Here is a 21,057-nt window from a genome sequence, read left to right as displayed (position 1 = left end):
GTTATTCCTTCACATATGGTTCGCCGGCGGCCGCAGGTCCGCGTGAGCGGCCCACCAGACCGGCGACGGCGAAGATCGTCACCAGATACGGCATCATTGCCATGAACTGGCTTGGCACCGGGGTGCCGATGATCGTGAGGATCACCTGGAGGTTGTCAGCGAAGCCGAAGAGCAACGCTGCGGCGAAGGCGCCGATCGGGTTCCAGCGTCCAAAGATCACCGCGGCCAACGCGATGAAGCCACGTCCGCCAGAGATTTCCTTGGTGAAGGAGTCGATGGCCACCAGGGTGAAGAAGGAGCCGCCAATACCGGCGATGATGCCGCCGAGGGTGACATTCCAGAAGCGGGTGGCGTTGACCTTGATGCCTAGGGTGTCGGCCGCCTTCGGGTGTTCGCCGACCGCACGTACCCGCAGGCCCCAACGGGTTTTGAACAACCCGAACCAGACCAGGAAGACCGCAAGATACATCAGGTAGCCGATGACCGACTGCTTGAACAGGATCGGGCCCAGCACCGGAATGGCACTCAGCCCAGGGATCGCGACTACCGGCAGGTGCGCCGGGGAGTTGAACAGTTCGGGATCTTCTTGCATCACCGTGGTAAATAGGAACCCGGTGATACCCGAGACGAGCACGTTGAGCACCACACCGACGATGATCTGGTTGACCATGTACTTGATTGCAAATAACGCGAGCACCAGGGAGACCAGCGCGCCGGCGATACCCGCTGCGATCAGCCCGGCAAAGGCGCTCTTGGTGATCGAAGCGACAATCGCCGCGGTAAACGCGCCACCGAGCAGCTGGCCTTCGATGGCGATGTTGACCACGCCGGCACGCTCACAGAGCACCCCGGACAGCGAACCGAACACCAGTGGGACGGCAAGCACTACCGCACCGGCCAGCAGGCTGGCCAGCGAAATACTGTTGATATTCGCGCCAGAGACCACCCAAATCAGGAAGCCGAGCACAAACAGCACGGCGGCAAGGACTACCGCGTAGGTGGGCAAGGTGCGTCCCTTGGAACGCAACCACCAGGAGTAGCCGGCCACCGCGAGCAGCAGCACACCGAAGACGATATTCGTGGCCATCCCCGGGAAGACTAGGTCGGGGATCTTAAACGCATCGGTGTTAGTGCTCAGCGAGAAGTTCGCGGCCTGATTGCTACCTAAGAAACCGAAGCTGATCAGCGTGATCAAGGCGATCACGCTGAGCACTATCGGAGTCTTCTTGCTGGGTAACAGGGAGATCGACGGCTGCAGGGCGGCTGAGGTCGTGGTGGTCACTTGGCACCTGCCTTGATGGTTTCGGTTTTGCGGACGCGCTTTTTAGGATTCATCCCAAAGATCGACTTCACCAGCGGTGGGGCGGCGATGAACAGCACGATCAGCGACTGCACCACCAAGACAATATCGATCGGGGTTCCGGTGGAAATCTGCATGTTGACCGCACCGGCGCGGAAGGCACCGAAGAGCAAACCAGCAAAGAAGGTTCCCCACGGGGTGGAGCGGCCAAGCAGCGCGACGGTGATCGCGTCAAAGCCCAGCGAACCTGCCACGCCGACGGTGAGCACCTTCTCGGTGCCGGCTACCTGCGCAACACCAGCGGCGCCTGCCAGCGCGCCGGCAAAGGCCATCGCCAAGATGGTGGTGCGCGCGACGTTCACGCCGGCGGTGCGTGCGGCTTCAGGGTTATGCCCCACCGCACGGAATTCGAAGCCCAAGGTGGAGCGTTTAAGCATCCAGGCCACCAGCACCGTCAATAAGATTGCCATCACAAAACCTAGGTGCAAACGCGAGCCGGTCATTGCCGGGAAGGTCGCATTAGCATCCAGGATCGGGGAGATCGGGTTGGTCTCACCGGGACGCCTAAAGGCGGTGGTATTCATCAAGAAGTCCAGCAGGTACAGCGCCACGTAGTTGAACATGATCGTCAAGATCACTTCGTGCGCGCCGGTGCGAGCTTTAAGCAGGCCTACCAGCCCGCCCCATAGTGCGCCGCCGAGCAGACCGAAGAGCACTACCAGCAATAGGTGCAGCACCAACGGTAGATGCCAAGCGAATCCGACATAACCGGCCATGGTGGCGCCGATAATGATCTGACCTTGGGCACCGATGTTGAACATGCCAGCGCGGAAGGCTAGGGCAACGCCCAAACCCGCACAAATCAGCGGAGTGGAGACCGTAAGCGTCTCCAGGAAGGGGGAAAAACCCTGTGCGGAGTTGTAAATGGAGCCGTTAAACAGCGCCACATAACTCTCGGTGCCGGCGCGCCACAGCTGGCTGAAAAAATCGCTGGGGCGGGCGAAGACGTAGCTTGAGGTCTCGATGACTTTTTTGTCGGTGACAGCCACCAGCAGTCCGCCGATGACCAGCGCAACAAAAACACCGAGCACCGAGACGAGACCCGGACCCTGCGTGATTTTACGAAATAGCTCGTTATTCGAGTTCTTGGCCTCGGGCGGCGCTACCGGCTTCTCGCCGGCAGGCGGTTGACCGATGGTTTGCTCACTCACTGCGCATCTCCTTCCGCTGTGGTGCTGTGCTTAGGTTTGTGGGGGCTCGGCGGCGCTTGGCTAACTACCGGTTGCGCTTCGAGCGGTTCGGCATCGGCCTTGACGAAGTCGGCCTGGCTGATCGCGTCCTCTTGGGAGACTCCGGCCATCATCAGGCCAAGCACCTCGCGGGAGGTGTTGCCCGGCACGATGCCGTTGATCTTGCCCTTGTAGAGCACCGCGATGCGGTCCGCCAGTTCCATCACTTCGTCCAGCTCGGTGGACACGATCATCACCGGGGTTCCCTTGTCGCGTTCGGCGACGATGCGCCGGTGCAAGAATTCAATGGAACCCACGTCCACCCCGCGGGTAGGCTGCGAGGCGATGAACAGCTTCAAGTCGCGGCTGAGCTCGCGGGCCATCACGACCTTTTGCTGGTTACCACCGGACAGGCTTGAGGCCGGGTTCAACGGGTTATCGGTACGCACGTCAAAGTCGGCGATCTGCTTGGTCGCGTTCTTTTTCATCGCGTCAAGGTTCATCGAGATGCCCTTGCCGAATGGTTTGCGGTCATACAGGTCCAGAATCAGGTTCTCTTCGATGGAGAACTGGGTGACCAGCCCATGCACCGAGCGGTCCTCGGGGACAAAGCCGACTCCGGCACGCAAGACCGCCTTGACCGACTTGCCCACAAGTTCTTGCCCATCAAGTTTGATCGACCCGGCGGTGACCGGCTGAGTACCCAAGATCGCCTCGGTCAGCTCGGTCTGCCCGTTGCCCTGCACACCTGCCACGGCGAGGATTTCGCCCTGGTGGATCTCGAAGGAGACGTGGTCCAAGGTGGTGGTGCCCGCAGCGTTAACCACGCTCACATCGCGCACCATCAAGCTGGCGGCGCCCGGGGTGGCCGCTTCCTTGTTCAGGTTTAGTTGCACCGCACGGCCGACCATCAGGTTAGCCAGGTCGGTGGTGGAAGTTTCGGGGGGCACCGAATCGATCACCAAACCGCGGCGCACCACGGTGATCACGTCGGAGACCGCACGGACCTCGCGCAGTTTGTGCGAGATAAACACGATCGAGGTGCCATTGGCCTTGAGCTGTCGCATGATGTCCAACAGCTCGTCGGTTTCCTGCGGGGTCAGCACCGCGGTCGGCTCATCAAGGATGAGCACCTTCGCCTCACGGACCAGGGCCTTGATAATTTCCACGCGCTGCTGCACGCCGACCGGCAAATCCTCGACGATCGCGTCGGGGTCAACGTCGAACCCGTAACGATCGGAGATTTCGCGGATCTTCTTGCGCGTAATTTGAAGGTCCAGGACGCCGCCGGCCTTTGTGGCCTCGGCTCCCAGAGCAATGTTTTCGGCGACGGTGAAGACCGGGATCAGCATAAAGTGCTGGTGCACCATGCCGATGCCCGCTGCCATCGCGTCGCCTGGCCCGGAGAATTGCACGGGCTTATCGTCGATCAGGATTTGACCCTCGGTCGGCTGATACAGGCCGTAGAGCACGTTCATCAGCGTGGACTTTCCCGCGCCATTTTCACCGAGCAAACAGTGGATTTGGGCATTATCGACCACTAGGTCGATATCCTTATTGGCGTAGAAAGAACCGAAGGCTTTCGAGATTCCTCGTAGTTCGAGTTTCACGATTCCACCATCTTTGTTGTTCGGTTGTTGGGCGGTGGGCAGTCATAGAGCGCGTCACCAGTTCACCGCTCAGGCGGTGAGCGGTGACGCGCTCAGATGACTTACTTTGTGGTGCAGCAAACCCTACTTAGGGCTAGCCTTCGATTCAACCTTCAGGTCGCCCGAAATAATCGATGCCTTCAGTGCGTCCAGTTCGGACTTGGTCTCATCGGAGACCTTGGAATCAAAGTCGTGGAATGGGGCCAGAGCCACACCCTCGTTCTCCAAGGTACCCACGTATGGGGTGGCGTCGAACTTGCCATCGGCGTCGGAGACGATCACTTCTTCAACCGCCTTGTCCATGGTCTTGACCACGGAAGTGAGCATGACAGCCTTGTAATCAGGTGCGGTTTCGTAACCATCGGAGTCAACCCAAACCAGCTTGACGTCCTTGCCGCCCTTGTTTGCGTCAACTACGGCAGCGCCTGCGCCCTTACCGACAGGACCGGCAACCGGCATGACCACGTCTGCACCGTTGTCGATGAAGTTCTTGGTCACCTGCTTGCCCTTATCCTGCTTTTCGAAGTCGCCGGTGAAGGTACCGTCCTGCTTCTTCTTGTCCCAGCCAAGGAGCTTGACGTTCTCGCCCTTGTCTTCGTTGAACTTGGCGACGCCGTCGGCGAAGCCGTCCATGAAGATGGTGACGGTTGGGATCTTGATTCCGCCGAAGGTAGCAACGGTGCCGGTTTCGGAGGCTGCAGCTGCTGCGTAGCCTGCCAGGTATGCTGCCTGAGCCGTGTCATAAATGATCGGCTTAACGTTTTCGATCGGCTTGTCGTACTGGAAGTCGACGATCGCGAAGTGCTTTTCAGGGTTCGAGGCGGCGGCCTGCGCAGTCGCATCGCCCAGCAAGAAGCCAACGGTGACGGTCAGATTACAACCGGCATTCATCATGCCAGTGAGGTTAGTGGCGAAGTCCGAGTTGGACTTCGACTCTGCCTCGCGTGGCTTAAAACCAATATCATCGGCAGCAGCCATCAGACCACGGTGCGAGGACTGGTTGAAGGACTGGTCATCAAATCCGCCGGAGTCGGAAACGATGCAGCCAATGTAGTCAGAGTTTCCGGCGGCTTTGCCGGATTCTTCTGGGGCTGCGCCACAGGCGCTTAACGCCAAAGCTGAAATGCCGAGCATGGCCGCGGCCACACCGGTCTTGCGCGATAAGAAGCGCATCTAAACCTCCATGAGTGAAGTGCGAGATTACCGGGAGGCGAGGAACCTTTAGATTCGCGAAGTTGACCTTCGCGAGTGGCACAAAAGTACTAGCTTTCCCATCGTTTCCATAGCCTATCGGAGATACGCCGTAGGTAAAGACGTTGAAGATTACAAACCGGTAACTTCCAGACCACGTTACGGCAAGCGCTTAACGCCAATACCCAAGTCAGATGACAGTTTATTAAAGCGTCAAACAAGTGTTAAAAAATTTCGGGTTTCCCCTAGTTGGCCAGCGCTTCGTCGATGGCTTGAATGGCAGCCGCTGCCATCAGTCGGACGCCAACGGAGATGCTGCGCTCGTCTGGGTTGTAGTCCCCACGATGCAGGTCGAAGGTTTTGCCGCCCGGGGTGCGAGTACCCAAGCGCAACATCGCCCCAGAAACCTTCTGCGTCATCCAGGCAAAGTCTTCCCCACCCATGGACTGCGGAGTTAGCTCGATGGAGGCGGCGCCGAACTCGCGGCGCGCCGCGTCTTCGATCAACGCGGTCTCGGCCGGAGCATTAATTACCGGCGGAACCCCGCGGGTGTGCTGCATTTTAATTTCCACGCCATAGGGCGCGGCAACTTGGCGTACGGTCGCATCCAGCAGCTCTCCGGCGGCATACCAAACCTCACCATCGAGGCAACGCATGGTGCCAGCAAGGTAACCGGTGGCCGGAATCGCGTTCGGCGCGCTGCCGGCGTGAATCTGACCCCACACCACCGAGACCGCCGAACGAACATCAAGTTTGCGTCCGAGCACCGCGGGAACCTGGGTGGCGATCTGACTCATCGCAAAAACAAGATCTTCGGTCAGATGTGGCCGCGAGGTATGTCCACCCCGACCATTAACCTCGATGCGGATGGTGTCACTGGCGGAGGTGATCGCACCAATACGAGTACCGATCTTCCCCACGTCGATGCGCGGATCGCAGTGCAGTGCAAGCACGCGGGGCACCTCGTCCAAGATGCCTTGTTCGATCACCGAGAGCGCACCACCAGGTAGCTTTTCCTCGGCAGGCTGGAAGATCACCCGGATTTTGCCGTGCAGTGCCCCTGCGTCATCCATGGATTTCAGCGCCAAGGCTACCCCGAGCATCACCGTCGTGTGAATGTCGTGGCCACAGGCGTGGGCTACGCCGTCGGTCATGGAGGCGAATTCCAGCCCGGTTTCTTCGAGCACCGGCAAGGCATCAATGTCGGCGCGTAGACCTAAACGAATCGGGCCCCGCCCCACATCGACGAACGCGCCGGTTTGCTCCATTGGCACCGGGTCAAGCCCTGCCTCACGCAAGGCGCTAAGGATCCGTGCGGTGCTCTGGAACTCGGCGAAGGAAAGCTCCGGGTTGCGGTGTAGCTCGCGGCGGAAGTCCAACAGCGCAGGCACTAACGGCTCGGTCCACTGCTGGACGGATGCTAACTTGCCATTTTCATTCATCGAAGACACCTTAACGAAGATACGCGCAGAGCCATGCGCTTCCTAGCCAGCACGTAATCTTTGGACACCCGATGAAATAGTCTTGCGCTCTGCTAGGCCTAGAGGACCGAGGTGTCCCCGCGCTCCTTGAGCTGCTCCACGGTCGCTTTGACCTTTTGCGCGTGCTCCTTGGTGGTCACCAACAACGCATCGGCGGTATCCACCACGATCACGTCATCGATACCGATCAGCGCAACCACACGTGGGCGATCGCTGTAGACCACGCCGGTGGCATTATCGGCGTACACACGCACCGCCTCACCGAGGGTAATGACGCCCTCTTCGGCGTCTTCGCTGTTCAAGCGTCCGATGGCCGCGAAGTCTCCCACGTCATCCCAGTTGAAAATACCCGGGATCACCGCGACGTCTCCGGCGGCCGCGGCCGGCTCGGCCACCGCATAGTCAATGGCGGTCTTGGGCAGGTCTTCCCAGGCCTCGGTCATGACCGCGTCGCGCTGTTCGGTATCCCATGCGTCGGCGATGCGCATAAGTCCGGCATAAAGCGCCGGCTCATTGGCCTCAAGATGTTTGAGCATCAATCCCACGGGCGCGACAAACATTCCGGCGTTCCAGAGGAATCCGCCTCCGGCCAGATAGCGCCGGGCGGTGTCTTCGTCTGGTTTCTCCACGAACTCCACCACACCACGCGCGCTAGGCGCGTTAGCTACGTCCAAAGTTTCGCCGGCCTTGATGTAGCCAAAAGCGGTAGACGCATGAGTGGGGTGAATACCAATGGTGACGATCTTGCCGGTGGCCGCGGTATGGATCGCTTCGACCAGCGCCTGCTGGAAGATTTCGACCGGGCCGATGACTTGGTCCGCGGCGAAAGAGCCCATGATGATGTTGGGGTCGCGGCGGTAAAGAATTGCGGCGGCCAAGCCGATAGCTGCGGCCGAATCGCGTGGTGCGGGTTCGAGCACCAGGTTTTCATCGGAGAGTTCAGGCAACTGGGCCACTACCGCACCGCGGTGGGCCTTGCCGGTGACGACCATAATGCGTTCGCCGGCCAGCGGGACCAAACGATCAAAGGTCGCACGGATTAGCGTCGAGCCCGATCCGGTGAGATCGTGCAGGAATTTGGGAGCCGAGGCTCGGGAGAGGGGCCACAGTCGGGTTCCGACGCCACCGGCCGGGATGACGCCATGGAAGCGCGCTAAAAGGTCTGCATTCACGAGGTCTACACTAATTCATTCGGTGGGCAAACCCCGTCATTGAGACGTTTCGCCACCAATAAATACGCCATGCAACTATGCGTTATTACGCGGTTATTCCCGGCCGTTAAGCGCAAAAGTGCCACTATTCGGTGAACATACTCACAAGCACGAGACTCAAGATAGAACCAAGGCTCATTTGTGGTTTAGACTCGCACAAGGAACGCTCGCACAAGTGCGTCAAATCTCATTGTGTGCAATATACACATGCGCCGTTGCGAGCCTTGGAGGTTTAGTTCAGTGTCGAAGACTTCGTCAGGCACCCTATACCGCGGCCGTGAAGGCATGTGGTCCTGGGTGGGACACCGGGTCACCGGTGTCGTTATTTTCCTTTTTCTTTTAGTGCACGTGCTTGATACAGCACTTGTACGCGTCGATGCCAGTGCATACGACGCAGTGATTGCCACGTACAAAAACCCCTTGATGGCATTAGGCGAAACCGCTTTGGTCGCTGCCATCCTTTTCCACGCGTTTAATGGTCTGCGTTTGATCTTGGTTGACTTCTGGAAACAGGGCACCAAGTACCAGCGTCAGCTGTTGTGGGGTGTCATCGGCGTTTGGGTAGTTGTATTCGCCGGCTTCGCAATCCGTCACCTCTCGCTTGCATTCGGAGGACACTAAACCATGAGCGCAGAAATTGCTGAACCACGTAGCCAGCGTCTAGATCCGAAGTATGTTCGCGGACCAAAGTCGCGTGGCAACTTCGAAATGCTTGCATGGCTGTTTATGCGCCTCTCCGGCGTAGTGCTGGTCATCCTGATTTTCGGGCACCTCATCGCTAACCTGCTCACCGGCGAGGGCGTAAATGGCCTCTCCTTCGGCTTTGTTGCCGGCAAGTGGGCCGATCCAGTATGGCAGTTCTGGGATTTGGCACTGCTGTGGTTGTCGATGCTCCACGGCACCAACGGTGTGCGTACCATCATCAACGATTACGCCGAGAAGCACGCAACCCGTGCGTGGCTAAAGGGTCTGCTCTACGTAGCAACGATCTTCATCATCGTGCTTGGCTCCCTGGTGATCTTCACCTTCGATCCATGCATCGTGAACAGCCCGTTGCCACAGTGCTAGAACCCGCTTTTTAGTCACAAAGATTTTTTAGAAAAGAGAGCATCAAGAATGCAGGTACACAAGTACGACGTAGTCATCGTCGGTGCCGGTGGTGCAGGTATGCGTGCGGCGATCGAATCCGGTCAGCGCGCACACACCGCAGTGCTAACCAAGCTTTACCCAACCCGTTCGCACACCGGTGCGGCCCAGGGCGGCATGTGTGCAGCACTTGCCAACGTCGAAGAAGACAACTGGGAGTGGCACACCTTCGACACCGTTAAGGGTGGCGACTACCTGGTTGACCAGGACGCAGCCGAGGTTATGGCGAAGGAAGCCATTGACGCCGTGCTCGACCTGGAAAAAATGGGTCTGCCATTCAACCGCACCCCAGAGGGCAAGATTGACCAGCGTCGCTTCGGCGGTCACACCCGTGACCACGGCAAGGCAGCGGTTCGCCGTGCTTGCTACGCAGCTGACCGCACCGGCCACATGATCTTGCAGACGCTCTACCAAAACTGCGTCAAGCACAACGTTGAGTTCTACAACGAGTACTACGTGCTGGACATGCTGATGGTTGAAGAAGATGCCTACCGCGAAGATGGCACCGCCTACAAGCAGAAGCGCGTTGCTGGCGTCGTATCTTACGATCTGGCTACCGGCGAGCTACACATCTTCCAGGCCAAGTCGGTTGTCTTCGCAACCGGCGGCGCCGGCAAGGTCTTCAAGACCACCTCCAACGCCCACACCCTCACCGGTGACGGCATGGGCATCGCCTTCCGTAAGGGCATCCCCCTGGAAGATATGGAATTTGTGCAGTTCCACCCGACCGGCCTGGCTGGTCTGGGCATCCTGCTTTCCGAGGCTGCTCGTGGCGAAGGCGCAATCCTGCGTAACTCCGAAGGTGAGCGCTTCATGGAGCGCTACGCACCAACCATTAAGGACCTCGCACCGCGTGACATCGTCGCACGTTCGATGGCCAATGAGGTGCGCGAAGGCCGCGGCTGTGGTCCGAACAAGGATTACGTACTGCTTGACCTCACTCACCTGGAACCAGCGCACATCGATGCGAAGCTTCCGGACATCACCGAGTTCGCTCGTACCTACCTGGGTGTAGAGCCATACACCGAGCCGGTACCGGTCTTCCCGACCGCGCACTACGTCATGGGTGGTATCCCTACCAACATCGATGCCGAGGTCCTGCAGGACAACGACACCGTGATCCCAGGTCTCTACGCGGCCGGCGAAGTCGCCTGCGTTTCGGTCCACGGATCAAACCGTCTGGGTACCAACTCGCTGCTGGACATCAACGTCTTCGGTAAGCGCGCAGGCCTCTCGGCAGCGAAGTACGCGGCTACCGCAGACTTCGTCGAGCTTCCAGAGGATCCTGAGAAGTTCACCAGCACCCAGATCGACGCGATGCTGAACTCCACCGGTACCGAGCGTGTTGCGGTACTGCGTAAGGAACTTCAGGACATCATGGACGCTAACGTTCAGGTGTTCCGCGACAAGGATTCGCTGGATCGCGCATTGGTTGTCATCGAAGAACTGCGTGAGCGTTACAAGAACGTTTCGGTCCAGGATAAGGGCAAGCGCTTCAACCTTGACCTTCTGGAAGCCATCGAGCTTGGCTTCTTGCTGGACATGGCAGAGGTTATGACCGCTGCCGCCATGCACCGCAAGGAATCACGCGGCGGACACTACCGCGAGGACTTCCCGAACCGCGACGACGAGAACTTCATGAAGCACTCGATGTCCTACCGCGACGCAACGGCTACCACCGAGGGCATTTCCGGCATTCGCATGGAAACCAAGCCCGTCATCTTTACCCGTTACCAGCCGATGGAGCGTAAGTACTAATGAGCACGGAACTTCCGGAACCAGCATCAAAGATCGAGCTGAAGCCAGGTGTTGGCGGTGGCGGAGAAATCCCTACCTTCAACATCACCCTGCGCGTTCGCCGTTACACCCCGGAGAGCACCGCTGACGCGTACTGGGAAGACTTCAAGCTGACCATGTACGGCACCGACCGCGTGCTGGATGCCCTGCACAAGGTCAAGTGGGAGCATGACGGTTCGCTGTCCTTCCGCCGCTCTTGCGCACACGGCGTCTGCGGTTCGGATGCCATGCGTATCAACGGCCGCAACCGTCTTGCGTGCAAGACCCTGCTCAAGGATCTAGACACCTCCAAGCCGATCACCGTTGAAGCCATCAAGGGCCTGCCCCTTGAAAAGGACCTCATCGTCGACATGGAACCGTTCTTCCAGTCCTACCGCGAGATCATGCCTTTCTTGATCAACGATGGCCACGAGCCATCGGGCGAGCGTTACCAGTCGGCAGCGGACCACGCTAAGTTCGAGGACACCACCAAGTGCATTCTTTGCGCCGCGTGCACCTCGTCTTGCCCGGTCTTCTGGACCGATGGCCAGTACTTCGGCCCGGCAGCAATCGTCAACGCACACCGCTTCATCTTCGACTCGCGCGATGATGCAGGCGATATGCGTTTGGAGATCTTGAACGATAAGGAAGGCGTGTGGCGTTGCCGCACCACCTTCAACTGCACCGAAGCATGCCCACGTGGCATCCAGGTGACCCAGGCTATCGCCGAGGTCAAGCAGGCAATCTTGTCGCGCACCGTCTAAGGATTAGTCCCTAGTCCTCACAAAGAGGCTCGAACCATTTGGTTCGAGCCTCTTTGTGCGTTAACCGAACAATTAACGCCTAGCAACAATGCGGTAAATTCCACATTCCCTATTTGGATCCATTCAAATTTATGGCATGATGGGAGCTATGGGATTCACCGGTTATTTGTACCAGTTTGCACGCTGCGCCTCTGGGCGTGGACAAACTTTGAGCCGTCCCGAACCCAAGAATTTCATAGGCCTCTACGGTGCGTTCCGCGCCCGTGGATGAGGCTCTTGCCAGGGCGAAGCACCGCGGCGTTTATCCCGCCGCACTCTTCCTGACAAGAACGTAGGATCCATGCAAAGGAGAAACAATGGCTGAGAATCAGAACGTGAACCCCGGCGGTTCGACCACCCAGGCAGGCATCCCAGCGGTCAGTGACCGCAGCTCCCTGACCGTAGGCGCAGACGGCCCGATCGTCCTGCACGACCACCACCTGGTCGAAACCCTGCAGCACTTCAACCGCATGAACGTGCCAGAACGCCGCCCGCACGCAAAGGGCGCCGGCGCTTTCGGCGAATTCGAAACCACCGAAGACATTTCGCAGTACACCAAGGCTGCACTGTTCCAGCCAGGCGTGAAAACCGAAACTCTGATGCGCTTCTCCACCGTCGCCGGTGAGCTTGGCTCCCCAGACACCTGGCGCGACGTACGCGGCTTCTCGATGAAGTTCTACACCACCGAGGGCAACTTCGACCTGGTCGGTAACAACACCCCGGTCTTCTTCCTGCGCGACCCAATGAAGTTCCCACACTTCATCCGCTCGCAGAAGCGTCTGCCAGATTCCGGTCTACGCGACGGCACCATGCAGTGGGACTTCTGGACGCAGAACCCTGAATCTGCTCACCAGGTCACCTACATCATGGGCCAGCGCGGCCTACCTAAGACCTGGCGCGAAATGAACGGCTACGGCTCGCACACCTACATGTGGGTCAACGCCGCCGGCGAGAAGTTCTGGGTTAAGTACCACTTCCTGAACAAGCAGTCCGAAAAGTTCGAGACCATGCCTGGCGCCGAGGCCGAGGCACTGGCAGGATCGGACGCAGAATTCCACCGCCGCGACCTGTTCGACAACATCAAGGCCGGTAACTTCCCTAAGTGGGACCTCTACGTGCAGATCATGCCGTACGACGAGGCAAAGACCTACCGCTACAACCCATTTGACCTGACCAAGGTCTGGTCCAAGAAGGACTACCCACGTATCAAGGTCGGCACCCTGACCCTGAACCGTAACCCGGAGAACTTCTTCGCGCAGATCGAGCAGGCAGCATTCTCGCCAGCGAACATGGTTCCAGGTATGGGCATGAGCCCGGACAAGATGCTCTTGGGCCGTAACTTCGCCTACGCCGACGCACAGCGTTACCGCATCGGTACCAACTTCCAGCAGCTGCCGGTCAATAAGCCAAAGTGCCCGGTCAACTCGTACAACTTCGAAGGCAACATGACCTTCGAGCACACCGGGGACCGTAGCGTCTACGCGCCAAACTCCTTCGGCGATTCCTACAGTGACCAGACCGGACCGGTGGATAACTCCTTCGAGTCCGATGGTGAGCTGGTCCGTGCGGCCTACACGCTGCGCGAGGACGACGGCGACTTCGTCCAGCCAGGCATCCTGGTCCGCGAGGTTATGGACGACGCCCAGCGCGCCGAACTGGTCAACACCGTCACCGGTGCCCTTGACGGGGTTGCCGAGCCAGTGCTGAGCAACGCGTTGGAATACTGGAAGAACATCGACGCAGACACCGGCGCGAAGATCGAAGCCAACGTTCGCGCCAAGTAATACGCCGCTAATTTAGGGCAATAAAAATCCCGTGGAACATTTTTGTTCCACGGGATTTTTTTGGCTATTTGCACTTTCGGGTTCGGGTTCAGCGACCCAACGCGATTTGTTCGCAGAAGTTCCAGGCACCATCGCGCGTGTCAAACAGCTGCACGCTGTGCACCTCGAAGCTCAACTCTACCTCCTGCAACGCGGTGTACGCGGCGGCCAAATCGGCCTCCGGCACATTCTGTGCGATCGTCAGGTGCGGGTGATAGTCGAACGTTGACTCGTGACGCAGCGGCCCGGCAAGCAGCGCCTCATGCAACGCCCAGCAACGCTGCGACCCCTCAGCTAACGGCAGATACACTACCTGACTGGCGGGTTGGAAAGAGCGTGCAGAGGCCAGCCGAACACTAAACTGCGAACTGTCAGCCGCCACCCGATGCACCTGCGTCGCGGCTTGCTCCCAGGATTTCAGGTAGTCCCCGGAGACCAGGGTGATATGGGGGTCGATCGACTCGGTGTCCGCTCCCCCAAATTTCCGGCGCCATTCACGCAAGACGCTGCGCTGTGGTTCGGGCACGGGAATGACGACCCCCAAGGTGAACTGGGGGTCCTCAACTTCCGTGGCCTGATCATTCACGATTAGCTGTGGCTTCCCAGCGGCGGCAGGAAACCGACCTTCTGGTAGACATCGGCGACGGTGGCCGAGGCGACCTCGCGGGCCTTACTCGCCCCGGCTAGCAGCAGCCGGTCAAGCTCGGCAGGATCGTCGAGCAGTTCCAGGGTACGGGTGCGGATCGGGGTTAGTCGTTCCACCACTGCCTCTGCCACCGCAACCTTCAGGTGCCCGTACATTTTGCCTTCAAACTCGGTGACCAGTTCCGGCACGTGCTTTCCGGTCATCGCAGCCAGAATGTTCAACAGGTTGGACACCCCTGGCTTTTCTTCCTTGTCGTAGGCCACGACGCTGCCGGCATCGGTGACCGCGGACTTAATGCGCTTGGCGATCTGCTTGGGCTCGTCGAGCACATTGATCAGGCCTGCAGGCGACTCGGCGGACTTGGACATCTTCGAGGTCGGGTTTTGCAGGTCGTAAATGCGTGCACCCTCCTTCGGGATGAAGGCCTCGGGCACCACAAAGGTCTCACCAAAACGGTGGTTAAAACGCTTGGCTAGATCGCGGGCCAACTCCACATGCTGACGCTGGTCATCACCCACCGGAACACCCTGTGGTTGGTAGAGCAAGATGTCAGCTGCCATCAGCACCGGGTAGGTAAACAGCCCAACGCTGGCAGCATCGGCGCCGCCCTTGGAGGACTTGTCCTTAAACTGGGTCATGCGGCTGGCTTCACCAAAACCGGTGATGCAGTTCAACACCCAGGCCAGCTGCGCATGTTCGGGCACCTGGGACTGGACGAAGAGCGTGGACTTGTCCAGGTCGATGCCGCCGGCGATGAACTGCGCGGCGGTTTTACGGGTACGGGCGCGCAACTCGGCGGGATCCTGCGAGACGGTGATCGCGTGCATATCCGGAATGAAGAAGAACGCGTCGTGATCATCTTGGGTTTTGACCCAGCTGACCAGGGCGCCCAGATAGTTACCTAGGTGTAGCGAGTCGCCAGATGGCTGCATCCCGGACAGGACACGGGGGCGTAGTGTTTCCATGAATTGTGGTTCCTTTTAGAACTGGTAGTCAACAACCAACGGTGCGTGGTCGGAAAAGCGCAGGTCGTAGGCCGAGGCGCGGTCTACGTGAGACTTGATAGCCTTCGCGGCAAGATCCGCGGTAGCCATCTGGTAGTCGATACGCCAACCGGCATCGTTGTCGAAGGCCTGCCCGCGGAAGGACCACCAGGTGTACGGACCCTGAGCCTCGCCGGCCAGTTCCCGAGCCACATCCTTGTAGCCAATCTCCGGGCCGAAGAACCCGTCGAAGTAGGCGATCTCCTCGTCCATCACACCGGCGCGCTTATTGTGGTTCGGCTTCCAGTTCTTGATGTCCTTTTCGGTGTGCACGACGTTCAAATCGCCCACCACCAGCACGTGGTCTTTCTCATTTTTCAACTCAACCAGGCGCACGTTCATGCGGGTCAGGAAGCGGTACTTATCTTCCTGCTTTTGCGTGTTTAGCTCCCCGGAGTGCACGTAGGCGGAAACCACGCACAGGGTGGATCCGTCGGCCATGGTGAAATCGGCCTCCACCCAGCGTCCGGATTGCGCGAAGTACTCCTCACCGATGTGCTCACGCACGGCGGTTGGTTCGGCGCGGGAAAGCACGGCGACCCCGGCGCGGCCCTTGTCCTTGGCTTCGGCGTGCAGAATGGACCAACCCTCGCCGATCAGTTCGCGCAGGATCGCATCCGGTGCACGCACCTCCTGCAGGCAGAGGATGTCCGCGTCACGCGCGTCGATCCAGTCGGGCATATTACGCTTGTAGGCCGCACGTATGCCGTTGACGTTGACCGAGGCCACTCGCACGGCTCCGGCGTTCTTGCTCAAAATTTCCACGCTGGTAGGTATCACAATTCCACCTTACAAAAAGACAGCGCAACGTTCTGCCTGAACGTTGCGCTGCGCGGTAACAAATATATTTAGTTCACGATCTCGCCGTCGATGGCGTCCCCGGAAGGCTTCATCATGTCGCGGGCGTTCGTCGCGGTCATCTGAATAGTTTCCAAGGCGCGATCGATCATCTCGGCGGAGCCGGCATCGTTCTTGGCGCGCTGCTCATCGATCACCCGGGTCTGCACCTGAATGATCTTGAAGGAGTGGTCCAGCTTCATATCGCGCTGGCTGGTGCCCTCGTCGACGACGACGGTGGAGGCACCCTGTGCACGACCGGTGGCCGCCGCGGTCGCTTCACGCAACGAGTTGTTGATCTTATCGGCGCCACGTTTGAGGCCGAACATCATAAATGCTGCCAGCAGCAGCCAACCGGCAGAGATCGCGACGATGAACCAGCCGACGACCTGATTGGAGTTAGCGGCGAAGACTACCGCCACCAAAAGGACGACAACCATCACGGCCATGGCCAAAGTTGATGCGTTCAGGGTAACTTTTTTGCCCTGCTTCGCGGTGCTGCCTAGAGGTTCCATGCTAACAATTATCTCACCTTGTCTCACCGGTGACCAATTAGATGCGCCCGGTTCGCCCACAGCGTGCCCCGGTGACTATGAGTTCAGGACTCGGTCAAACAAGGAGGCTAGATCCGTTCCGCTCAGCGTGCTGCGGATCAGCAGATAACCGGCGATCCCCACCACCCATCCCAGGGTTTCCTGCGCATACCGACCAAGTTTGGTCCCTATCCGTTGCAGCCAGGCATCAAGCCTCGCCCCGGCCAACGCGCGAACCCCCACCAATATCAGCGCAGGGGTGATCATCACCAAGCAGTACAGTCCTAGCGCAATGAGCTGGGTCGATTCCGCCCAACCGGAGTTTTTTAATACCGGCATCGCCCCAAGGTAGGGAAGCATCGTGGGCAGTTCAAGCAACCCGGCCACCAACGCCAACACCAGCACCCCGGATTTGCTATCCAAGGCGCGGCCCAGCAGTGCGCGCAGCCTGCGCGGCACCTGTGGTTGAGCAGTTGCTCCGGGGTTGCTCCCGCTGTGCGGCGCACGGACCTCCGCGGCTCCTGTTTTCACAGCGGCCTTCGCGGCGGTTTTCGCGCGGGTCGCCTCCTTCTGCGCATCAGTTTGATAAGTCAGCGCCCAAATAATCATGCCGACTCCGAGCACCAAGCCCAATAGTCGCAGCACCGGTTGGTGAAAAAACCCTTCGGGAAGCAGGCTGGCACCTAGTTCCCAGCCGGAGCGAAGCAACAACCCAACGACCGCGTAGAAGATCGCCAAGATCCCCAGATAGGCGATCACTCGGGGGATCGCACGTCGATAGTCGCGGCGCAGCAGCAACCAGATCGGGATGATCAGCGTGCCGATGGACGTCGCATCGATCAGCGCCAAGATGATAAGTGTCAGGCCCGGAGCCTGCGTCATGAGATCCATGGTCTCTAGTGTGTTGCCCGCCGGCCTCGGCGCACATCGGGCAACGGTCCACCGGCAGTCCTACTAAAGGAGGACGCGCCGGGCCTACGCTTCTGCGCATACTTATTTGGTGAGAAGAAATTTAGCCACGTTGTTTCGGCGTTTGAGCCGTGGTGATCAGGAACCCGAAACCGCCGGGATGTACGTGGTGCTCACCGTGGTGCTTCACCTGTCTCAGCTGGCCAACCCGCCATGGCCGATGTTTGGGCCGCTGGCCAGCTGGTGGTTCCCGGTGCTGCTGCTTGGCGTCGCAGCGATGTTCACCCGGCGCAAGGCCCCGACGCTCAGCGCCGGGTGGATGACGCTCTTCGCGCTGGTGCTACTCGGGCAGGGCAGCATCGGCGGTTACTTCCTGCTCTTCGAAGCGGTCTTCACCATCTACCTGCTTGCCAGCGAGCCGGTGCGCCGGTGGACGCTGATCATCCTGTGCCTGCTGACCCTGCTCGCCGCCGGATATATGTGGTCGCTAACCGGTTCGTCCAGCGAGGCGGTGCTGGTGGTATTTGTCGCCGGATTCATCTTTTTCACCCCGATGTTGTGGGCGCAAAATGTGCGCACCGCCAAGGAACTGGCCGAGAGCGAATCGGCGCGCGCCACCGCGGTGGGTGCCGCCGCCGCAAACCGCGAAGAGCTGCTGGTCGCCGAGCATCGTGCGCAGAGCGTCGAGGAGCGCACGGCCCTCGCCCGGGAGATGCACGATGTACTCTCCGCGCGCTTATCTTCGATCGCACTACTGAGCGCTGCATTGTTGGAACGTGACTCGGTGGCCACGCAGCCAAGTCTGCGCACCCCCTTGGACAGTATTCGCAGCGAATCGGTGGCTGGACTGGAGGAAATGACCGCTATGGTGCGGATGCTCCATGCCGGGAAAAGCTCGATGCTGCGCGCCGATCTGAGCGGGTTAGCCGCGCTGATCCAGTCTTTCCAAGCCGCCGGTCAGCGCATTACCTTCCGGTCCGCAACGCTCCATGACACCGTGCAGGTTCCCGAACCCACCCAGACCGCGATCTACCGCACGGTGCGTGAGTTACTGGTCAATCACGCCAAACATGCGCCGGGTACGCCGTTGACGCTCGAACTTTCTCGCCGTGCTCAGCGGCTGGTCATCCACGCACACAATCCGCTGCCCAGCACGGCGCAGCCCAAAATTGCGGTGACCGGGGCCGGCAGTGGGTTGCAGAATATTCGTGCACGCACCCTGATGCTCGACGGGCACTTCGAGCGCGGCGGGGACACTGATTTTTGGGTGCGCTGCGAATTCCCACTGAGCGCCGACGCGGCTAACCCACCGGTCGAAACGGCCGAGCCAACCGACCCGACCGCACAGGAAGAGACCGGCCGCCCATGAGTCTGAAGGTATTGATCGTGGATGATCACTCGACGGTGCGCATGGGGATCCGCATGATTCTGGAGGCGGACCCGGAGTTAGCGGTGGTCGGAGAGGCCGCCGATGGACGTCAGGCGGTGAGCATGACCCGCGCCCTGCGCCCGGAGGTGGTGTTGATGGATCTGCGCATGCCAGTTCTTGACGGGGTGGCTGCCACCGAGCAAATTACCGGCGCGCAACTGGCGCGTGTACTGGTGTTGACCACCTTCGACGATGACGACTACCTCTTCGGTGCGCTGCAGGCCGGGGCTCACGGTTTCCTGCTCAAAAGCTCCACGCCGACGCAGATTCTGGCCGGCGTCAAAACCGCTGCCAGTGGGAATTCGGTGCTCGATCCGGCGGTGACCGCCCGAGTTGTCGCGCAGGCGATGAGCGCGCGCAGCGACGCGGCACCGCCAGCCAGCGTCGTACCTGCGACGCTCACCGATCGGGAAATTCAGGTGCTTCGAGGTTTGGGCCAGGGGCTGAGCAATCCGCAGATCGCCCAGGATTTAGGCATTGGTGAAACCACCGTCAAAACGCATGTGTCCCGGGTGATGTCCAAACTAGGTGTCACCTCACGCTTGCAGGCGGCGAAGATCGCCTTCACGCACTGGGGTTAAGCACCACAGCCGCGGTGCTTAGTTACCAACTGACCAGGCAGAAGGGATGCTGCTGCGGGTCGAGGTACACACGAAAGGTATCCGAGCCCTCCCCGGTCAGCGTTGCCCCGAGTGCGAGCACCTGCTCCTCGGCCAGATCCAGATCTTTAACCTTCACGTCCACATGGGCTTGCGCCGGGGAAATATGCCCCGGCCATGCTGGGGCGACATACGGGGTGACTGCCGCAAAGGCGAGCCCCGGTCGATCTGGCGCATCGCCGATGCTCACCCAGTCGGGTTGATCATCGAGGCGAATCATGCCAAGCAGTTGCTCGTAAAATGTTGCCAACGCGCTGGGATCTTCACAGTCGATGACCATCGCCTGCCACATGCCAATCATATCCTTAGCCCCTTCGGTATGTTGCTCCTACGGCGTGCTTCGCCTCCCATTATGCCCAGCACGGCCTCTGGGCGATAGCCCCGAAAGCCTTCGGCGCAGCTCGCACGGCCCCATTGTTCCCCGCGCGAGCTGAACGGCTATCGGGTGAGCAGATACCTCTAGTGGCCCGGAGAATTCTCGCGCCACGAGTCGTTCATCGTGGTAATTGCGAAATCGATCAGCGCCAGCACACGCGCCGAAAGCTGTGCCTTCCCCGGCCAAACGGCTACCACCGCACTGGGGAAATTGGGTTGGCTGAGCCGGCGAATGGCCAGCTTGCGCCCTTCCAGGGAGATTTCGGCGTTATTTGGGCGCGACATCAGCAGGCCATAACCCAACCCGCGTCCGACCATCGCGTTGACCAGGATCATTTGTGGGACCGACGCGGTGATTTTCGGGACCAGCCCTTGGGCGGCGAACAGCTGCATCGTGTACTCGGTGGAGGGGACGGATTCATACATGATCAACGGTTCGTCGACCAGATCCGTGAGCTCCACGGGGCGTTGCAGTTGTGCCAGGGGATGCTCCGGGTGCAGTACTACCTGCATTTCGGTCTCGTAGATGACCTGTTTGTTCAATTCGAGCGGCAGCAGCAGGTCGTAGACGAAGGCGATATCAAGTTCTCCGGAGTTCAGCGCCGGAATGAGCTCGTCGTGCGTGCCTACCCGAACGCTGACATCCAGGTTCGGGTGTAACCGCGGAAAGCCTTCAAGCAATGCCGGAATCACATGCGGGGAGAGCGAGGCGAAACAACCAAAGCGCACCGGACCGCGCAGTTGCCCGTCTTGATGCGGAAAGGTGGCCTGTAGTTCGCCGACCTGGGCAATAATTTTTCGCGCCATCAACGCGAAGTACTCCCCCGAGGCGGTCATCGTGATGCCATGAGCCTTACGCCGCAGACACAACGGTTCCCGGGCGATCTTTTCGATCGCGGTAATCGACTGCGACAAGGCCGATTCCGAAATATTTAGCTCGCTAGCCGCGGACCCGAGGGTTGTATGATCGGGCAATTCGGCCATGATTTCCAGGTGCCGCAGGGAGAAGTTCGACAT

The 21,057-nt window shown here is 59.6% G+C and carries 20 protein-coding genes; 7 read left to right on the top strand and 13 right to left on the bottom strand.

Annotated features, from left to right (window positions below):
• Position 1: 1 nt before the first annotated feature.
• From CQ011_RS13200 to CQ011_RS13175, 6 genes are all read right to left on the bottom strand, one after another.
• Positions 2 to 1,282, bottom strand: coding sequence for an ABC transporter permease (locus CQ011_RS13200; RefSeq protein WP_105678183.1), 1,281 nt, complete (start codon positions 1,280 to 1,282; stop codon positions 2 to 4).
• Positions 1,279 to 2,511 carry an ABC transporter permease gene (locus CQ011_RS13195; RefSeq protein WP_219844214.1) on the bottom strand — a complete coding sequence of 411 codons (1,233 nt, stop codon included), beginning with the start codon at positions 2,509 to 2,511 and terminating at the stop codon, positions 1,279 to 1,281. Before CQ011_RS13195 ends, CQ011_RS13200 begins: the two co-directional genes overlap by 4 nt.
• Positions 2,508 to 4,139: an ABC transporter ATP-binding protein gene (locus CQ011_RS13190; protein WP_105678182.1), complete on the bottom strand. Its 1,632-nt coding sequence runs from the start codon at positions 4,137 to 4,139 to the stop codon at positions 2,508 to 2,510. The genes CQ011_RS13195 and CQ011_RS13190 overlap by 4 nt, the downstream gene beginning before the upstream one ends.
• A 123-nt stretch (positions 4,140 to 4,262) precedes the next feature.
• Positions 4,263 to 5,351: a BMP family lipoprotein gene (locus tag CQ011_RS13185; RefSeq protein ID WP_105678181.1), complete on the bottom strand. Its 1,089-nt coding sequence runs from the start codon at positions 5,349 to 5,351 to the stop codon at positions 4,263 to 4,265.
• A 263-nt stretch (positions 5,352 to 5,614) separates the two neighbouring features.
• Positions 5,615 to 6,811 carry an amidohydrolase gene (locus CQ011_RS13180; protein ID WP_105678180.1) on the bottom strand — a complete coding sequence of 399 codons (1,197 nt, stop codon included), beginning with the start codon at positions 6,809 to 6,811 and terminating at the stop codon, positions 5,615 to 5,617.
• Positions 6,812 to 6,909: 98 nt separating this feature from the next.
• Positions 6,910 to 8,022 (bottom strand): mannose-1-phosphate guanylyltransferase, encoded by a 1,113-nt coding sequence (locus CQ011_RS13175; protein WP_105678179.1) that lies wholly within the window; start codon positions 8,020 to 8,022, stop codon positions 6,910 to 6,912.
• A gap of 246 nt (positions 8,023 to 8,268) precedes the next feature.
• Here CQ011_RS13175 and sdhC point away from each other — a divergent pair, with 246 nt between their 5' ends.
• The 5 genes from sdhC (at position 8,269) to CQ011_RS13150 (ending at position 13,570) form a co-directional block, all read left to right on the top strand.
• Entirely contained in the window at positions 8,269 to 8,682 is a 414-nt protein-coding gene (gene sdhC, locus CQ011_RS13170; RefSeq protein ID WP_170947871.1) for a succinate dehydrogenase, cytochrome b556 subunit, read from the top strand.
• 3 nt (positions 8,683 to 8,685) lie between these two features.
• On the top strand, positions 8,686 to 9,129 hold the full coding sequence (locus CQ011_RS13165) for a succinate dehydrogenase hydrophobic membrane anchor subunit (protein WP_105678178.1): 444 nt from the start codon (positions 8,686 to 8,688) through the stop codon (positions 9,127 to 9,129).
• A 48-nt stretch (positions 9,130 to 9,177) separates the two neighbouring features.
• Positions 9,178 to 10,965, top strand: a complete 1,788-nt coding sequence (gene sdhA / locus CQ011_RS13160) for a succinate dehydrogenase flavoprotein subunit (protein ID WP_105678177.1) — start codon at positions 9,178 to 9,180, stop codon at positions 10,963 to 10,965.
• Positions 10,965 to 11,747, top strand: coding sequence for a succinate dehydrogenase iron-sulfur subunit (locus CQ011_RS13155; protein WP_096256550.1), 783 nt, complete (start codon positions 10,965 to 10,967; stop codon positions 11,745 to 11,747). The genes sdhA and CQ011_RS13155 overlap by 1 nt, the downstream gene beginning before the upstream one ends.
• Positions 11,748 to 12,103: 356 nt before the next feature.
• Positions 12,104 to 13,570 carry a catalase gene (locus tag CQ011_RS13150; RefSeq protein WP_105678176.1) on the top strand — a complete coding sequence of 489 codons (1,467 nt, stop codon included), beginning with the start codon at positions 12,104 to 12,106 and terminating at the stop codon, positions 13,568 to 13,570.
• Positions 13,571 to 13,658: 88 nt separating this feature from the next.
• Here the strand turns inward: CQ011_RS13150 and CQ011_RS13145 are convergent, their stop codons facing one another.
• From CQ011_RS13145 to CQ011_RS13125, 5 genes are all read right to left on the bottom strand, one after another.
• A complete protein-coding gene (locus CQ011_RS13145) occupies positions 13,659 to 14,195 on the bottom strand; it encodes a 2'-5' RNA ligase family protein (RefSeq protein ID WP_181148120.1) in 537 nt (178 codons plus the stop codon).
• A gap of 2 nt (positions 14,196 to 14,197) precedes the next feature.
• Entirely contained in the window at positions 14,198 to 15,220 is a 1,023-nt protein-coding gene (gene trpS / locus CQ011_RS13140; protein ID WP_105678174.1) for a tryptophan--tRNA ligase, read from the bottom strand.
• Between the two features lie 15 nt (positions 15,221 to 15,235).
• On the bottom strand, positions 15,236 to 16,078 hold the full coding sequence (locus CQ011_RS13135) for an exodeoxyribonuclease III (RefSeq protein WP_181148119.1): 843 nt from the start codon (positions 16,076 to 16,078) through the stop codon (positions 15,236 to 15,238).
• A gap of 68 nt (positions 16,079 to 16,146) precedes the next feature.
• Entirely contained in the window at positions 16,147 to 16,650 is a 504-nt protein-coding gene (locus CQ011_RS13130) for a hypothetical protein (protein WP_096256546.1), read from the bottom strand.
• A gap of 75 nt (positions 16,651 to 16,725) precedes the next feature.
• Positions 16,726 to 17,559, bottom strand: coding sequence for a GAP family protein (locus CQ011_RS13125; RefSeq protein WP_105678173.1), 834 nt, complete (start codon positions 17,557 to 17,559; stop codon positions 16,726 to 16,728).
• Positions 17,560 to 17,668: 109 nt separating this feature from the next.
• Here CQ011_RS13125 and CQ011_RS13120 point away from each other — a divergent pair, with 109 nt between their 5' ends.
• Positions 17,669 to 18,946: a sensor histidine kinase gene (locus tag CQ011_RS13120; RefSeq protein ID WP_146112621.1), complete on the top strand. Its 1,278-nt coding sequence runs from the start codon at positions 17,669 to 17,671 to the stop codon at positions 18,944 to 18,946.
• The gene (locus CQ011_RS13115; protein ID WP_105678171.1) at positions 18,943 to 19,587 is read left to right on the top strand and encodes a response regulator; all 645 of its coding nucleotides are present in this window, start codon (positions 18,943 to 18,945) and stop codon (positions 19,585 to 19,587) included. The genes CQ011_RS13120 and CQ011_RS13115 overlap by 4 nt, the downstream gene beginning before the upstream one ends.
• Positions 19,588 to 19,609: 22 nt before the next feature.
• On the opposite strand, the gene CQ011_RS13110 is transcribed toward CQ011_RS13115, so the two are convergent.
• Positions 19,610 to 19,966 (bottom strand): VOC family protein, encoded by a 357-nt coding sequence (locus tag CQ011_RS13110; protein WP_105678170.1) that lies wholly within the window; start codon positions 19,964 to 19,966, stop codon positions 19,610 to 19,612.
• A gap of 158 nt (positions 19,967 to 20,124) precedes the next feature.
• Positions 20,125 to 21,057 (bottom strand): LysR substrate-binding domain-containing protein, encoded by a 933-nt coding sequence (locus CQ011_RS13105; RefSeq protein ID WP_105678169.1) that lies wholly within the window; start codon positions 21,055 to 21,057, stop codon positions 20,125 to 20,127.

This window comes from Arthrobacter sp. MYb213 (genome assembly GCF_002979915.1).
GTDB lineage: Bacteria > Actinomycetota > Actinomycetes > Actinomycetales > Micrococcaceae > Glutamicibacter.
Note: the sequence above shows the minus strand (reverse complement) of the source record. Positions and strands in the feature narration are given on the sequence as shown.

Bases quoted from the DNA above. Each gene is read 5' to 3' on its own strand.
- CQ011_RS13185 (WP_105678181.1), bottom strand. From the start codon at position 5,351: ATGCGCTTCTTATCGCGCAAGACCGGTGTGGCCGCGGCCATGCTCGGC.
- CQ011_RS13180 (WP_105678180.1), bottom strand. From the start codon at position 6,811: ATGAATGAAAATGGCAAGTTAGCATCCGTCCAGCAGTGGACCGAGCCG.
- sdhC (WP_170947871.1), top strand. From the start codon at position 8,269: ATGCGCCGTTGCGAGCCTTGGAGGTTTAGTTCAGTGTCGAAGACTTCG.
- CQ011_RS13165 (WP_105678178.1), top strand. From the start codon at position 8,686: ATGAGCGCAGAAATTGCTGAACCACGTAGCCAGCGTCTAGATCCGAAG.
- sdhA (WP_105678177.1), top strand. From the start codon at position 9,178: ATGCAGGTACACAAGTACGACGTAGTCATCGTCGGTGCCGGTGGTGCA.
- CQ011_RS13155 (WP_096256550.1), top strand. From the start codon at position 10,965: ATGAGCACGGAACTTCCGGAACCAGCATCAAAGATCGAGCTGAAGCCA.
- CQ011_RS13150 (WP_105678176.1), top strand. From the start codon at position 12,104: ATGGCTGAGAATCAGAACGTGAACCCCGGCGGTTCGACCACCCAGGCA.
- trpS (WP_105678174.1), bottom strand. From the start codon at position 15,220: ATGGAAACACTACGCCCCCGTGTCCTGTCCGGGATGCAGCCATCTGGC.
- CQ011_RS13130 (WP_096256546.1), bottom strand. From the start codon at position 16,650: ATGGAACCTCTAGGCAGCACCGCGAAGCAGGGCAAAAAAGTTACCCTG.
- CQ011_RS13125 (WP_105678173.1), bottom strand. From the start codon at position 17,559: ATGGATCTCATGACGCAGGCTCCGGGCCTGACACTTATCATCTTGGCG.
- CQ011_RS13115 (WP_105678171.1), top strand. From the start codon at position 18,943: ATGAGTCTGAAGGTATTGATCGTGGATGATCACTCGACGGTGCGCATG.
- CQ011_RS13110 (WP_105678170.1), bottom strand. From the start codon at position 19,966: ATGATTGGCATGTGGCAGGCGATGGTCATCGACTGTGAAGATCCCAGC.
- CQ011_RS13105 (WP_105678169.1), bottom strand. From the start codon at position 21,057: ATGTCGAACTTCTCCCTGCGGCACCTGGAAATCATGGCCGAATTGCCC.